This window comes from Mycobacterium sp. (genome assembly GCF_032162105.1).
Taxonomy (GTDB): Bacteria; Actinomycetota; Actinomycetes; order Mycobacteriales; family Mycobacteriaceae; genus Mycobacterium.
The window spans coordinates 13886-27689 of record NZ_JAVRPS010000397.1 but is presented as its reverse complement, the minus strand read 5'-3'; the positions used below and the strand labels follow the sequence as shown (position 1 = coordinate 27689).

General features: G+C 68.0%; 13 protein-coding genes. 9 read left to right on the top strand and 4 right to left on the bottom strand.

Annotation, left to right across the window (positions count from 1 at the left end):
- Positions 1-209 precede the first annotated feature (209 nt).
- The 4 genes from QOC69_RS20450 (at position 210) to QOC69_RS20435 (ending at position 4127) form a co-directional block, all read left to right on the top strand.
- Positions 210-1397, top strand: a complete 1188-nt coding sequence (locus tag QOC69_RS20450; RefSeq protein WP_526442944.1) for a cysteine desulfurase family protein — start codon at positions 210-212, stop codon at positions 1395-1397.
- A gap of 34 nt (positions 1398-1431) precedes the next feature.
- Positions 1432-2505 carry a tRNA 2-thiouridine(34) synthase MnmA gene (mnmA, locus tag QOC69_RS20445; RefSeq protein ID WP_526442942.1) on the top strand — a complete coding sequence of 358 codons (1074 nt, stop codon included), beginning with the start codon at positions 1432-1434 and terminating at the stop codon, positions 2503-2505.
- A gap of 110 nt (positions 2506-2615) precedes the next feature.
- A complete protein-coding gene (locus tag QOC69_RS20440) occupies positions 2616-3080 on the top strand; it encodes a DUF4442 domain-containing protein (RefSeq protein WP_526442940.1) in 465 nt (154 codons plus the stop codon).
- A 138-nt stretch (positions 3081-3218) separates the two neighbouring features.
- Positions 3219-4127, top strand: coding sequence for a GNAT family N-acetyltransferase (locus QOC69_RS20435; protein WP_526442938.1), 909 nt, complete (start codon positions 3219-3221; stop codon positions 4125-4127).
- 91 nt (positions 4128-4218) lie between these two features.
- Here the strand turns inward: QOC69_RS20435 and QOC69_RS20430 are convergent, their stop codons facing one another.
- Positions 4219-4716 (bottom strand): nuclear transport factor 2 family protein, encoded by a 498-nt coding sequence (locus tag QOC69_RS20430; protein WP_526442936.1) that lies wholly within the window; start codon positions 4714-4716, stop codon positions 4219-4221.
- A gap of 113 nt (positions 4717-4829) precedes the next feature.
- Here QOC69_RS20430 and QOC69_RS20425 point away from each other — a divergent pair, with 113 nt between their 5' ends.
- A complete protein-coding gene (locus QOC69_RS20425; RefSeq protein ID WP_526442934.1) occupies positions 4830-5312 on the top strand; it encodes a MarR family winged helix-turn-helix transcriptional regulator in 483 nt (160 codons plus the stop codon).
- Between the two features lie 18 nt (positions 5313-5330).
- Here the strand turns inward: QOC69_RS20425 and QOC69_RS20420 are convergent, their stop codons facing one another.
- Positions 5331-5984 carry a sensor domain-containing protein gene (locus QOC69_RS20420; RefSeq protein WP_526442932.1) on the bottom strand — a complete coding sequence of 218 codons (654 nt, stop codon included), beginning with the start codon at positions 5982-5984 and terminating at the stop codon, positions 5331-5333.
- Between the two features lie 46 nt (positions 5985-6030).
- Here QOC69_RS20420 and QOC69_RS20415 point away from each other — a divergent pair, with 46 nt between their 5' ends.
- From QOC69_RS20415 to QOC69_RS20400, 4 genes are all read left to right on the top strand, one after another.
- A complete protein-coding gene (locus QOC69_RS20415; RefSeq protein WP_526442930.1) occupies positions 6031-7041 on the top strand; it encodes a uroporphyrinogen decarboxylase/cobalamine-independent methonine synthase family protein in 1011 nt (336 codons plus the stop codon).
- A 77-nt stretch (positions 7042-7118) separates the two neighbouring features.
- Positions 7119-7613 carry an SRPBCC family protein gene (locus QOC69_RS20410; RefSeq protein WP_526442928.1) on the top strand — a complete coding sequence of 165 codons (495 nt, stop codon included), beginning with the start codon at positions 7119-7121 and terminating at the stop codon, positions 7611-7613.
- A complete protein-coding gene (locus QOC69_RS20405; protein WP_526442926.1) occupies positions 7610-7951 on the top strand; it encodes an ArsR/SmtB family transcription factor in 342 nt (113 codons plus the stop codon). Before QOC69_RS20410 ends, QOC69_RS20405 begins: the two co-directional genes overlap by 4 nt.
- 77 nt (positions 7952-8028) lie before the next feature.
- Positions 8029-8889, top strand: coding sequence for a hypothetical protein (locus QOC69_RS20400; RefSeq protein WP_526442924.1), 861 nt, complete (start codon positions 8029-8031; stop codon positions 8887-8889).
- On the opposite strand, the gene QOC69_RS20395 is transcribed toward QOC69_RS20400, so the two are convergent.
- A complete protein-coding gene (locus QOC69_RS20395) occupies positions 8886-10493 on the bottom strand; it encodes a 4-coumarate--CoA ligase family protein (RefSeq protein WP_526442922.1) in 1608 nt (535 codons plus the stop codon). The genes QOC69_RS20400 and QOC69_RS20395 overlap by 4 nt on opposite strands.
- Before the next feature lie 120 nt (positions 10494-10613).
- Positions 10614-13013, bottom strand: coding sequence for a beta strand repeat-containing protein (locus QOC69_RS20390; protein ID WP_526442920.1), 2400 nt, complete (start codon positions 13011-13013; stop codon positions 10614-10616).
- Positions 13014-13804 lie beyond the last annotated feature (791 nt).

Here is a 13804-nt window from a genome sequence, read left to right as displayed (position 1 = left end):
ATGGATTTGTAGTTCGACCGCAGTCGGCCGCGGGTGAGCACGCGCCTTCTGAGTACCTCGCTACCGACGAAGACTTCGTTCATGCCGTGAAACTGGCCGGTCCGGACGACAGATCCACGCTGTCGGTTCCTCGCCGGTGCGTGGCTGTGGATCAACTGCGCTTGGTGCAATAAGGCAGTAAGCGGCCCGGCCCGTATCCTGGACGGGCTATGAGCGCCGTCTACCTCGATCACGCCGCCACCACCCCGATGCACCCCGCTGCCATCGAGGCGATGACTGCGGTGTTGGCGACGGTCGGCAACGCCTCCTCGCTGCACACCACGGGCCGGGCGGCCCGCCGACGCATGGAGGAAGCCCGCGAGACGCTGGCCCAGCTGCTGGGCGCCCGGCCGTCCGAAGTCATCTTCACTGCGGGCGGCACCGAGAGCGACAACCTGGCGGTCAAGGGCATCTACTGGGCGCGACGCGACGCCCACCCGTGCCGCCGCAGAATCATCACCACCCCCATCGAGCACCACGCGGTACTCGACGCGATCGAATGGCTCGTCGAACACGAACATGCCGAGGTGACGTGGTTGCCCGTCGGCCCCGACGGCTCGGTCACCGCCTCCGCGTTGCGCGACGCGCTGACCGAACACGACGACGTCGCCCTGATCTCGATCATGTGGGCCAACAACGAGGTCGGCACGATCCTGCCGATCGCCGAATTGGCCGCCGTCGCCGCGGAGTTCGACATTCCGATGCACAGTGACGCGATCCAGGCCGTTGGCCAACTGCCCGTCGACTTCGCCGCGAGTGGCCTTTCGGCGATGAGCGTGGCCGCGCACAAGTTCGGCGGCCCAACCGGTGTCGGTGCCCTGCTGCTGCGCCGCGACACCGCATGCGTGCCGCTGCTGCACGGCGGGGGCCAGGAACGCGACGTCCGTTCCGGCACACCGGATGTCGCAGGCGCGGTGGCGATGGCCACCGCCGCCAGCATCGCGGTGGAGGGGCTGGACGGCAGCCGGGCCAGGATCTCGGCGCTGCGGGACCGGCTGATCTCGGGTGTCGTCGCCGCCATCGACGACGTCTACCTCAACGGCGCCGCCGGTGCGCAACGCCTGCCCGGCAACGCGCACTTCACGTTCCGCGGGTGCGAGGGCGACGCGCTGTTGATGTTGCTGGACGCCAAGGGAGTCGAGTGCTCGACCGGCTCGGCCTGCACCGCAGGCGTCGCGCAACCGTCGCACGTGCTGATCGCGATGGGCGCCGACCCGGCCAGTGCCCGCGGATCGCTGCGACTGTCGTTGGGGCACACCAGCACCGAGGCGGACGTCGACGCGGCGCTTGCCGTGTTGCCGACGGCGGTGGCCCGGGCTCGGCAGGCCGCGCTGGCCAGCGCGGGTTCACGAAAGTAGTGGCGATGAGCGCTTGCGCGAAGAGTAGACGGTGATGCGCGTTCTGGTCGCGATGAGCGGTGGGGTGGACTCCTCGGTGGCCGCCGCCCGCATGGTCGACGCCGGACACGACGTGGTCGGTGTGCACCTGGCGTTGTCGTCGGCACCGGGAACGCTGCGCAGCGGCTCTCGTGGCTGCTGCTCGAAGGAGGACGCCGGGGACGCCCGCCGCGTCGCCGACATCCTCGAGATCCCGTTCTACGTCTGGGATTTCGCCGACCGCTTCAAGGACGACGTGATCGACGACTTCGTGGCCTCCTATGCGCGTGGTGAAACCCCGAACCCGTGCGTCCGGTGCAATGAGCGGATCAAGTTCTCGGCCCTGTCGGCGCGCGCGCTGGCGCTGGGTTTCGACGCCGTGGCCACCGGTCACTATGCACGGCTGTCGGACGGTCGGCTGCGCCGCGCCATCGACGGCGACAAGGACCAGTCCTACGTGTTGGGCGTGCTGACTGCAGAGCAGCTGCGGCACGCGGTGTTCCCGATCGGTGACACCCCCAAGCCCCGGATTCGCGAGGAGGCCGCGCACCGCGGCCTGGCCGTTGCCGACAAACCCGACAGCCACGACATCTGCTTCATCCCATCCGGTGACACCCAGGCGTTCCTGGGGGCCCGGATCGGGGTGCGCCGCGGCGCGGTGGTCGACGGCAGTGGCGCGGTCCTCGCCGAGCACGACGGGGTGCACGGCTTCACCATCGGGCAGCGCAAGGGGCTGGGCATCGCGGGTCCAGGACCCGAGGGCCGACCCCGTTACGTCACTGCGATCGACGCCGAGAGCGGCACCGTGCACGTCGGTGATGCCGCCGAGCTCGACGTGTGGACGCTGACCGGTGAGCGACCGGTGTTCACTTCAGGTTTCGCGCCCACCGGCCCCATCGAGTGCGAGGTACAGGTCCGCGCTCACGGCGGCCTCGCGACCGCGGTCGTCGAACTCCGCGACGGAGTGCTGGTGGCCGATCTGCGCGGCGCGCTGCGGGGCGTTGCCCCCGGCCAGACCATGGTGCTGTACCGGCCGGACCCGGACGGTGACGAAGTGATCGGCAGCGCGACCATCGGTGCCGCGAGTTGAATTCGCTTATTGCGGGTTGACGTACTGGTGGCGATTCGACCGGGTCGGCAGAGCAGCGGATGTCGACCTGTGGTCACTCGGCCGTAAACGGGTCGTGCCAGGCTGAGTCGATGGACATGACGGCGCTAGCCCGAAGACTTCTGGAGCCCATTCCGGCGCATCGCACTACTGGTATCGAGGTCCTGCGGGCTGTGGACGGTACAGCCGAGATCGCGTCGCAGACGCCACAGACGTTGACGAACGTCATCGGTTCGCTTCATTCGAGCGGGCTCGTCGCCCTGGTCGACGCGGTAGGGCTCGGCGCGATCATCGCCGCGAGCCCGGACTCCGGCATGGAAGGGATCGTGCCTCTTGGCAGGGCCGCTTCTCTGGAGTTCCTCGCTCCAGCTCGCGGGCGGCTGGTGGCCACCTGCTGTCTGGATGAGGTAGCGCGAAGCGCTCTGCAGCCACTGTGGTCGGGCGAGACTGACCGGGCTCGGGTATCCACCAACGCGCAAGTCGCCGACGCGAGGGGGACTGTGGTGTGTCGGGGCCGCTTCGACTGGAGTGTGCGACGGCTGCCGGTCTCCGATTAACGCCTGCACAGCAGGCGCGTAGGCGCCGAACAATCCGCCCTGCGTGGTCATCACGTGAGCACCCCCTCAGGGCCGGCGCCATTGACTTCGTGGGTGGTTCGGAAGACCATCGGTTTACGCGTGTCGAGGGGGCGAGCCATGGCCGATGCGACCGAATCGAAACGAACGCGAAGCGCGGAGGGGATCGTGGTACGTGCGATCGAACCCGCCGACGGTGACGAGTGCGCCCGGATCGTCTATGAGGCATTCGCAGGCCTTCACGATCATCACCGATTCCCGCGCGACTTCCCGACGCTCGAAACGGCCTCGCAGCTGACAGGCAGCTTCATTGCGCACCCTCGGATCTGGGGCGTCGTCGCGGAGGCCGATGGACGGATCGTCGGCTCCAACTTCCTCGACGAGCGCGGCCCGATCACGGGGGTCGGGCCGATCACAATCGATCCCGATGTGCAGGGGCGCGGCGTTGGCCGGCGCCTGATGGAGGAAGTGATCGCACGGGGCGCCGAAGCGCGCGGTATCCGGCTCTTTCAAGACTCCTTCAACATGCAGTCGCTCGCGCTGTATGCCTCACTGGGCTTCGAGGTCAGGGAGCCGGCGGTCGTAATGAGCGGCATACCGAAGGGCGGGCCGCCCAGCGGCATCCAGGTCCGTCCACTCGAGGAGAGCGACGTCGAGGAGTGCGAGCGCGTCTGCCTCAGCGTCCACGGCTTTGAGCGCACGAGCGAGTTGTGCGACGCCCTCCAGACACCGGCTCTCACGCCCGTTGTCGCGGTCCGTGACGGCCGAATCACCGCCTACGCCACAACCGTCACCTTCTTCCCGGCGGCCTACGGCGTAGCCGTGACCGATGACGACCTGTGCGCATTGATCGCAGGCGCGCACGCGGCAGGCGAGGTGCCGGCATCCTTCCTGGTGCCAACGCGGCAGGCGGGCCTCTTTCGTTGGTGCCTGAGCCAGGGGCTGCGGCCGATCAAGCCGATGACGTACATGACCCTCGGCGAATACCAGGAGCCGGAAGGCGCCTGGATTCCGTCGGTGCTCTATTAGGCCGCGAGCACCAGCCACCCCGATTATCGATTGGGCCTTCACCAATAGAAGGAGTAGCGCACGTTCGGAAACGCCCGCTGCCCGGTGGTGCCTAAGTCTCGGCCGCGGAACGGGCCATGGCTTCGGTGACGGCGTTCTTGTTGCCGTATTCCCAGCTGCGGTGTTGGAGGATTCGTTCGATCCGCCAGCCGTCGGAGGTGCGGAGCATGTGGTTGGTGTAGGAGCCGCGAAGCAGATAGAAGTCACCGTTGTCGGCGCCCTCGAGCAGGTGTTGGGCGAACATGTACGAGTGACAGATGGCTCGGTCGGGATCGCTGTCGTCGAACTCGACGACGTGGTTCGGACTGATGTGCTGGGTGGCGGTAAAGCCGTTGAGGGCGGCGGAGATCCGCGCCACGAGCACATCGCGGGCGACGGTTTCCGCGGGCATGCCGCCGGCCGAGAAGTCGGCGTAGACGGGGTCGGTGAAGCAGCCGGCGAACATGTCCCAGTCGCGGCGGTCGACGCCCACCGCGTACTTGATGACCTGCTCGCTGATCTGCGTGCGGTCTTCGAGCTGGCGGACGCGTGATTCGAGATCGGTGGTCACGGACGATCCTTCCGGTGGCGCAGGCTGATGTCTCTACCGTACGACCTCCGATCATTTGACACAAGATTATTTATGGGTGGATCGTCTTGGGACGTTCACGTACAGTTGTCGCCGTGCCATCGCAAGGGGATCGCTCACCGCAGCCGCCAGCGGGTCAGGGCAACCCTGGGCTCGGTGATCTGACCTGGCTGGCGCATCGTGCCGCAGATGCTCTGGGGGAGGCGTTCAACAAGGTCTCTCGCGAAGCCGGTCTGGGGGATCTGCGGGACTGGCTGGTGTTGGCCTTGATCAGCGGCGACGAAACACAGCGCACACAACTGGAGATCGCGACCCAGCTCGGCATCGACAAGTCCACCCTGGTGCCGCTGCTCGACCGGCTGGAGCGCGACGGTCTGATCGTGCGGACCGTGTCCGAGCGCGACCGGCGCGTACGCATCCCACAGGCCACCCCGGCCGGGGTAGAGATGGTCAAGAAGGTCGCCATCGCTCGCGATGCGGCGATCAACGACCGGCTCGCCGTGATCCCCCCGTCTCAGCGGGCGAGCTTCCACGCGATGCTGTGGAGCATCGTCGAAAGCGCTGCCACTCAAACCTGAGGCGGTGAACGACGCCCGTTAACCCGGCACCTTGGCCATGATGTTGGTCAGCACGATGTCGGGCACCGAGGCCGGGAACGCGCAGAACGTCACCTCGACGAGTACGACCGACTTCAACCGGTAGTCGCGGCCGCACTCGCTGCCCGTGCGGGTCTGCACCGAGTCGCCCGTCGCGGTCCACTCGCCGACGAACCTCGGGCCCAGCGCCGTCGAGTCGCACCCATGGACCAGTTCGACGAGGCCGTCGAATGCTCGGCGTGCGGTGTCCGGATCGCGGTAGGCGGCGGCTCCCTGCGAGATCAGCGCGCCGTCGGGCGGGTCCTGATACGTCGTCTTGTGGAACTCCTCGACCTCGGGTCCGAACGTCTGCGTCTCGGCGAAGTACCACCGGCAGGGTGGGGGAGCGGTGTCGGCCAACTGGTCGATGTCGACGGGCAGCTTGCCGTCCATGGTTGGGATCACCGTGAGGTGCTCGCCTACGCCCGTGATCGCCCGCATCTGCGACTGTTCGAGCAGTACGCCGTCGACCTCGACCGGGGACCGGGAGTCGTCGTCGAACCCCGGCACCGACCGGACCCCGCTGCCGCCGACGGTGTGCGTGCACGACATGGTCCCGGCCATGCTCAGGGCCACGGCGCACCCCACCAGCAGCCTTCTGGCCGACGCGGGCATGGCTGAGACTAACGCGTTTGCGGGGCTATCGAATACTGTTGGCCGAGTGAGTGTTTTCGCCGCGGCGACCGGCATCGGTTCCTGGCCAGGCTCGTCCGCGCGCGAGGCCGCCGAGGTGGTGGTCGGCGAGTTGCACACCCTGACCCACGTGGTCGAGTTGCCCGCCCGCGGCGTGGGGGCCGACATGATCGGTCGCGCCGGCGCGCTGCTCGTCGACATCGGCATCGACACCGTGCCGCGCGGCTATCGCATCGCGAGCGGTCGTGGCGCGGTGAACCGCCGCGCCAGCAGTCTGCTCGGCGAGGACGTCGACGCACTCGAGGAGGCCTGGGAAAAGGCCGGCCTGCGCGGCAGCACGCGGACGGTGAAGGTCCAGGCTCCCGGCCCGATCACGCTGGCCGCTCAACTCGAGCTGCCTGGCGGCCACCGCGCCATCACCGACCCCGGAGCGCTGCGTGACCTGGCCGGTTCGCTCGCCGAAGGCGTAGCCGCCCACCGGGCCGAGCTGGCCCGGCGGCTGGAGACCACCGTCGTCGTCCAATTCGACGAGCCGCTGCTTCCGGCGGCGCTGGCGGGCCGACTGACGGGGGTGACCAGCTTCTCGCCGGTGCATCCGGTCGACGACGCGGTGGCCACCACGCTATTCGACCAATGCGTGGCAACCGTGGGCGGCGAGGTCGTCCTGCACAGCTGTGCATCGGATCTTCCGTGGAAGGCGTTGCAGCGCAGCACACTTCACGCGATCTCGGTGGACGTATCAACGCTTAAGGCCAGCGACCTCGACGGCATCGGCGAGTTCGTCGACTCGGGCCGGATCGCGATGCTCGGCGTGGTACCCGTGCTCGCCCCGGATCGGCGCCCGTCGGTCAAGGAGATCGCCCAATCGGTCGCCGCGATCACCGACCGCCTGGGCTTCCCGCGGTCGCTGCTGCGCGAGCGCGTCGGCATCACGCCCGCGTGTGGGCTGGCTGGCGCCACGCCGGAATGGGCGCGCGCGGCGATCGAGCTCGCGCAGAAGGCGGCCGACGCGTTCGCCGAGGACCCCGACGCGGTATAGACGCCCTCCACAGGCAATCAAATGATTGCATTTGTATTGAGTAACCGTTAGCGTGATAGGCAACCAGGAGGTTGCATATGAGTACTGATCGGATCGAGAAAGAAGTTCTGCTCCGCGCGCCGCTGGAACGGGTCTGGCGGGCCATCAGCGATTCGTCCGAGTTCGGTCGATGGTTCGGGGTCCGCTTCGATGGCCCCTTCGTCGAGGGGGCGTCCGTCACCGGGGTGATCACGCCGACCACCGTCGACGATGACGTCGCCCAACAGCAGAAGCCCTATGCCGGCCAATCCGACACCTGGCAGATCGTCTCGGTCGACCCGCAACATCGGCTGGCGTTCCGCTGGCATCCCTACGCCGTCGAAGCAGACGCCGACTACTCCCAGGAACCGACGACGCTTGTCGAGTTCACCGTGACCGAAACGCCTGACGGGGTACTGCTCAAGATCGTCGAATCCGGGTTCGACGCCATTCCCGAGGAGCGGCGCGCCGCCGCATTCGAAGCGAACAGCGGAGGCTGGGCCGCGCAGACCCAACTGGTGCAGAAGTACCTGGCACTCGGCGAGCGAGTGTGACCACATCTGCGGCCCTCGACGGAGCCGCGCCCCTGTTCGACGCCTTGGGCGACCCGACCAGGCTGCGCATCTTCACCCGGCTGTGTGACGGCGGACCATCGTCGACTTCGCATGTCATGCAAGTGATTCCGGTGAGCCGTCAGGCGGTCAGCAAGCACCTGTCGATGCTCGAAGGCGTGGGTTTGGTACACAGTCGCAAACACGGCCGTGAGCGGATCTGGACGGTTCGGACCCAGCCGCTGGTACAGGCCAGCGACTATCTCAACCAGCTGTCGAACCGATGGGACCAGGCGATCGAACGGTTACGGGCCTTCGTCGAGGATCCCCCGGCCATCTGACGAACGGGCGGACCCAGCTCGGCGGCCGTGACAGAATGGCGGAGATGCGCCGTTTCCCCGTCGGTCGGGAAGGGACTGTGGCCCGATCGAAGCTTCGCACCGTCGCCAGTGCTGGGACGCTTGCCGCGTTCTTGCTGGTCGGCGGTGCCGCCGTCCCCGTGGTGTCGGCTGATCCCGGTCACTCGCGCGACGGAAACGGCTCCGACCGCGGCAGCGACTCGCGCCGCGGCGACGGCGACGGCCGTCACGGCCAGGGTGGAGCCGAGCGTGGCCGGGACGATGGCGGTTGGCAACGCGGCGGGGACTCCAGGGGCCCCGATCGCACGAACGATCCCAGCTACCCCAACTCGGCGGTCGGAGCCAGCCGCACTGCCGAACTCAATCCGAACCGCACCGAAGTAGCGTCTCGCGCCGGCACCACGGCCCGCTCAGACCAGGTCGTGACCGACTCGTCGGGGTCCCGCCGCTCGGTGACTGGTGAGGTGACCACCGCGACCGTAATCCCAGAGGAGCCGGCGCTCCCCGCCGTGCCCATTCGGCCCGTCGCCGGAGGCGGTGGCTCGGGCGCTGCCGCGGTCGCCGCGCCGGGCGGCTCGCCCGTCACCGCACCATCCGTGACGATCGGCAACGGGCGCTCACCGGGCATCCTGACGGGGCGGCCGGACGACGCACCGTCGCGGGCCGGCGTCGCCCCGGCTGTCGCGGGCCCGGCCATGACGCCGGCGGTCGTGACACCGCAACTGCAGCCGCCCGACCGGCTCGACGTGCCGCCACCGCAACGAGCCGTGGCGATACTGTGGGCTGCCGCGGCACCGGGCCAGCCCGGTGGCGTCCTCTTCGGCCTCGTCGGGCTGATCCTCGCGCCCATTGCGGGCGCATGGCTGGGCTACCGACAGGCCCGCGCGAGCAGGGCTGCCGCGAACCTGGTCCCGCGTTAGGTCCGCAGGTCCTTGCGCAGGATCTTGCCCGACGACGTCTTTGGGATCGCCTCGATGAACTCCACCTGCCGGACCTTCTTGTACGGCGCGACCTGATCGGCGACGAAGTCCATCACCTCAGCCGCCGTGAGCTCCGCGCCGGACTGCTTGACCACGAACGCCTTTGGCACCTCTTCGCCCGAATCGACGTCCCGGGCGCCGATCACCGCGGCGTCGGCGATCTGCGGGTGGGTGAGCAACACCGCCTCGAGTTCGGCGGGCGGCACCTGGTAGCCCTTGTACTTGATCAGCTCCTTGAGCCGATCGACGATGTAGACGCAGCCGGTGGAGTCGACGCGCGCGAGGTCGCCGGTGTGCAGGAAGCCGTCGTCGTCGATGGTCTCCCTGGTCGCCTGCTCGTTGCCGAGGTATCCGGCCATCACGTTGGGTCCGGAGAACCAGAGCTCGCCGGTCTCGCTGAGTCCTGAAGCGGGAGGGTCGATTTCGCTGCCGGTCTCGGGGTCGACGATCTTGCTCACCGCGTTGGGCACCGTCCAGCCGCACGAGTTCAGCGGCGCCGTCGAGCCGATCATCTCCCGGCCGCCGTCGAACGGGGTGACGTGGCTGACCGGGCTCAGTTCGCTCATCCCGTAGCCCTGGACGAGTTGGCAGCCGAGCCGAGAAGCCACCGCGTGCCCGAGGTCCTGGTCCAGCGGCGCGGCGCCGGACATGATGCAGCGCAGACTCGACAGATCGAATCTCTCGATCAGCGGGTGCTTGGCCAGCGCGACGGCCACCGGCGGGGCGATGAATGCGTGGGTGCACCTGCGATCCGCAATGTTCCCGAGGAATTCGCTGAGGTCGAAACTCGGCATGATGACGAGCTGGGCACGGGCGTGCAGCGCCGCATTGAGCAGCACGGTCATGCCGTAGATGTGGAAGAACGGCAGCACGGCGAGGATCCGGTCATCGGCGGCCATGCCCTGCAGCGGGCGAATCTGCGCGACGTTGGCAGCGAGGTTGCGATGAGTCAGCATCACGCCCTTGGGGTTTCCGGTCGTGCCCGAACTGTAGGGCAGCACAGCCAGATGCGTCGCCGGGTCGAACGACACGTCCGGTGCGGGATGCCCGGGGCCGAGCAGGTCGTCGGCATTGGGATGACCGTCGACCGCAGCGCCCCGGCCGTCGAGCACCATCACCGAGGCGTCGGACAGCCCGATGGCGGCGGCTCCCTGCGCCGCTTGGGCCAGTAGCGGTGTCACTGTGACGAGGGCCTTCGCACGCGAATCCGTCAGCTGCTTGGCGACGTCCTTCGCCGTGAACAGCGCGTTGATGGTGGTGGCCGTCGCACCGGCCCGCAGGATGCCGTGGAACGCGATGGCGAACGCGGAACTGTTCGGGGCGAGTAGGCCGACGACGTCGCCGACACCGATGCCGCGGTGCGCCAGCGCACCGGCGAAAGCATCGATGCGGGTGAGCATCTCGCGGTAGGTGTGCTCGGCGCCGGACTTCGCGTCGACCAACGCGATTCGATCGGCGTCCGCATCGGCGAGGTCACCGAAGAGGTAGTCGTAGACACTGGTTGTCGGGATCTGGACCTGGGGGTAAGGGCTCGCGAAACTCATCTCGCCTCTGATCGAACCATGCCCGGCAGGGTTCGCGGTATGCCTTCGTCGTGCAGCATGCGAACACGAAGGTGGGCCCCTCGCCCCTCGCTGGAGGGGCCCACCTTCGTCCTTGGTGAGTCAGCTGGTGCTGCCGGATCCTCCGCCGTCCGAGCTTCCGCCGCTCGCTGATGCTGACGCGGACGCGGTGGAGGATGCCGTCGACGGTTCGGCGCCACCCGCGTCGTTGCCCGTCTTGGCCGTGCTCGGAGCCTTGGTCGTGGGCTCCGACTTCCCGCCGCTCTTGACGTCGAGCCCGGACTTGGTGGCGGAGTCCTTGTCCTTGCCCTTGGTGGTCGTGGAAGCGGTGGTGGTGTCTTTGTCCTTGCTCTTGGTGGACGTCGTATCGGTGTCGGCGTCCTTCTTGGGCGTCGTGGTGGTGTCCTTGTCCTTGACGGACGTGGCCCCGGTGTCGGCGTCCTTGGCTGCCGTGGTGCCGGCATCCGCCTCCGCCGTCGTTGCGTCGTCCTCCGTCACCGAGGCCGTCAGAGCCCTGGTCGACGCGTCAACGGTTTCCTCCGGGGCCGCCGTCACCTTGGCCTGGACGGCCACCGGGGCCAATTGCAGGAGCTCCGGTTGAAGCACGGTCGCCAACGCGGTCCCGACGGTGTTTTCCAGGGTGTTGCCAACGGTCCCGACGGTTTGGATCGTCGTATTGCCGACGGTCCCGACGGTTTGGATCGCCGTATTGCCAACGTCCCCAACGGTTTGCACCAGTGTGTTGCCAACGCCACCCACCGTCGCCAGCGCCAGGTTGCCGATCGCGCCGACACCCTGGATGGCCAGGTTGCCCGCGGCTCCGAGACCCGCGGCGCCCAGGTTGAGCGCGGTCGTCGCGCCCGCGAGCAGCGTGCCGACGGCCGCAAGGTAGTTGCCCAGGTTCAACGGATTGCTCAGGATGGTGCTCAACGAGCCGCCGACGGTACCGAGCAGTGTGCCGCCGATGGCGCCAAGCGTTTGAAGCCCGATGTTGCCCAACCCGCCAACGGTGCCCAACGCCGTCAGGCCGATATTGCCGACGCCCAGCAGAGCCTGCGCACCGGCGAGGCCGACACCCAGGACGGCTTGCGTTCCGGCCTGACCGACGCCCAGGATGGCCTGCGTCCCGGCGGTGCCGACGCCCACCAGACCCTGACCGAGCGCGGTCCCCGCGCCGCCGACCAGTATGCCCACCGCGGAGAGGAGGTCACCGGGCGAAAGGGCCAGTGCGGAAACCGGATCCGCTGGTGCGGCCGCGGCGACCAGACCCGCCGGGGCGGCGGCAGCGAAGGGTGCTGGCGCCGCGAGCAATCCCAGCGCAGCCGCGATCGCCGTCGTCAGAGTGCCTGCGATGCCGCCGACGGTCGCCAGCGTCACGTTGCCGATGCCGCCGACGGCCGCCAGGGCTGTGTTCCCGATGAGGCCAAGGGTTTGTTCGGCCGTGTTGCCGATGCTGCCGACGGTGAGTAGCGCCCCGTTGCCGATCGTGCCGAGGCCGAGCAGTGCAATGTTGCCTGCAGTACCGAGACCCGTCATCCCCAGGCCCAGCGCGGTCCCGCCACCGGTCACCAACGCTGCCAGGGCGGCGGCGTAATTCGCCGGGTTCAGCGGGTTTGCGAGGATGGCGCCCAATGCGCCGCCGACGGTGCCGAGCAGTGTGTTGCCGACGGCGCCCAGTGTCAGAAGCCCGGCGTTGCCCACCCCGCCGAGGGTCGCCAACGCCGTGCCGCCGATGGCGCCAACGCCGAGAACCGCCTGCGTGCCCGCGATGCCGAGACCCAGCAGTGCCTGCGTGCCTATGGCGCCGACGCCACCGACGGCCAGCCCGCCGATGTCACCAAGCCCAAGGAAGGCCTGGTTGAGCGCGACCGCGGCGCCGGCGGCGAGTACGGCGATTGCATCGAAGACGTCATTGGGTGCCAGCGAGGTCACCGACACGTCGCCGGGCGCGAGCGCGGCGGCCGACAAAAGGAGGCCCCCGGACGTCAGAGAGTTCAGGGCACTGCCCAGCCCGGTGACCAGCGTGTTGCCGATCGACCCGACCGTGGCCAGTCCCGTGCCGCCGAGTGCGCCCAGGGTGGCGAGCAGCTGTGCGCCTCCGGCGCCCAGACCGAGGACGCCCTGAGTCAGCGCCGTCCCGCCGCCTGCCAGCAGGAGTGCCAGTGCCGCGGGGTACGCGGCGGGGTTGAGCGGATTGGAGGCGATCGCTGCGAGGGCGCCGAGGGCAGTCGCCGACAGTGTGCCGGTGGCGCCACCCACGGTGGTAAGGGCGGTGTTGCCGATCGCGCCAATGCCGGCCAGGGCCGCTTGCCCGATCGCGCCGACGCCCTGGGTGCCCTGGGCGGCCGCCACCGACACCGTGCCGACGATGTCCTGGATCGCCGAGGCGAGCGAAGTGGGGGTGTAGTCGGCGTAGACCGACGAGATGTCAGGCGCCTTGATCGTGAAATCGGGCGCAGGCGGTGCGATGGGGCTGAGCGCGATGGCGGTTGCTCCAACCATCGCTACACCAGCGGTGAGGGACGAACGAATGGCTAGTTGCATGGCAACCCCCTACTAGAAATCCAACCCGACTAGCAAAAGTTACCTGAGAAAAAGGTATGTAACCAACTGATTTCCTCAGGGAGTTTTAAGCGTGAATTCTCGATCATGAGATTGGTTTGCTAGTCGAAAGTATCGTTGTTTTGCTGGACCGACCAATGGCCGTCGTATGGCAAAGTCTGCTGATGCAGACTGTTTGCGCGCAGATCTGGAGCGAGCGAATACACGCGCCGTGGGAACCCGAGCGTGATACTTAACTGACGCAGCTGAAAGGCGACATTCCCCCCGCCAGAACCCGAGATGATCGCACGGACGATGTTGCGAACGATTACCCGTCGTATCAGGCGGCCCCCGACAGCAATCCCGCTGTGGACAGAGGTGGAGACGATCCCGCACTCTACGTGCCGATTGGGCGCATTAGTCCAGTCGAGCAGCAATGTTCGCTGTGGCGCACACTGTCCGGAAGGCGGCCGCCGACACCTCGCGGGCACCGTCGGCGTGTCGGTGGGCCGAGGGTCCGTGCTCACCGGATCTCGGGCCTCTCCTGCGTCAGAACCATGGTCATCAACTCTCGGCGCCCGGGGCGACACGGTGCACATTTCACGTCCGAACTCGCCACCGAAGGGACGAGAACCGTCGGAGTCGCCGCGTCGCACCCGCTCGGGCCAGGCCAAATTCGGTTGGTCGACCGGGCTGACGGTTATCAATCATTTATCGGCGATTCAGGGTTGCCAGATGAGGATTCGATATAT

Bases quoted from the DNA above. Each gene is read 5' to 3' on its own strand.
- QOC69_RS20450 (WP_526442944.1), top strand. From the start codon at position 210: ATGAGCGCCGTCTACCTCGATCACGCCGCCACCACCCCGATGCACCCC.
- mnmA (WP_526442942.1), top strand. From the start codon at position 1,432: ATGCGCGTTCTGGTCGCGATGAGCGGTGGGGTGGACTCCTCGGTGGCC.
- QOC69_RS20440 (WP_526442940.1), top strand. From the start codon at position 2,616: ATGGACATGACGGCGCTAGCCCGAAGACTTCTGGAGCCCATTCCGGCG.
- QOC69_RS20435 (WP_526442938.1), top strand. From the start codon at position 3,219: ATGGCCGATGCGACCGAATCGAAACGAACGCGAAGCGCGGAGGGGATC.
- QOC69_RS20420 (WP_526442932.1), bottom strand. From the start codon at position 5,984: ATGCCCGCGTCGGCCAGAAGGCTGCTGGTGGGGTGCGCCGTGGCCCTG.
- QOC69_RS20410 (WP_526442928.1), top strand. From the start codon at position 7,119: ATGAGTACTGATCGGATCGAGAAAGAAGTTCTGCTCCGCGCGCCGCTG.
- QOC69_RS20395 (WP_526442922.1), bottom strand. From the start codon at position 10,493: ATGAGTTTCGCGAGCCCTTACCCCCAGGTCCAGATCCCGACAACCAGT.
- QOC69_RS20390 (WP_526442920.1), bottom strand. From the start codon at position 13,013: ATGGTTGGAGCAACCGCCATCGCGCTCAGCCCCATCGCACCGCCTGCG.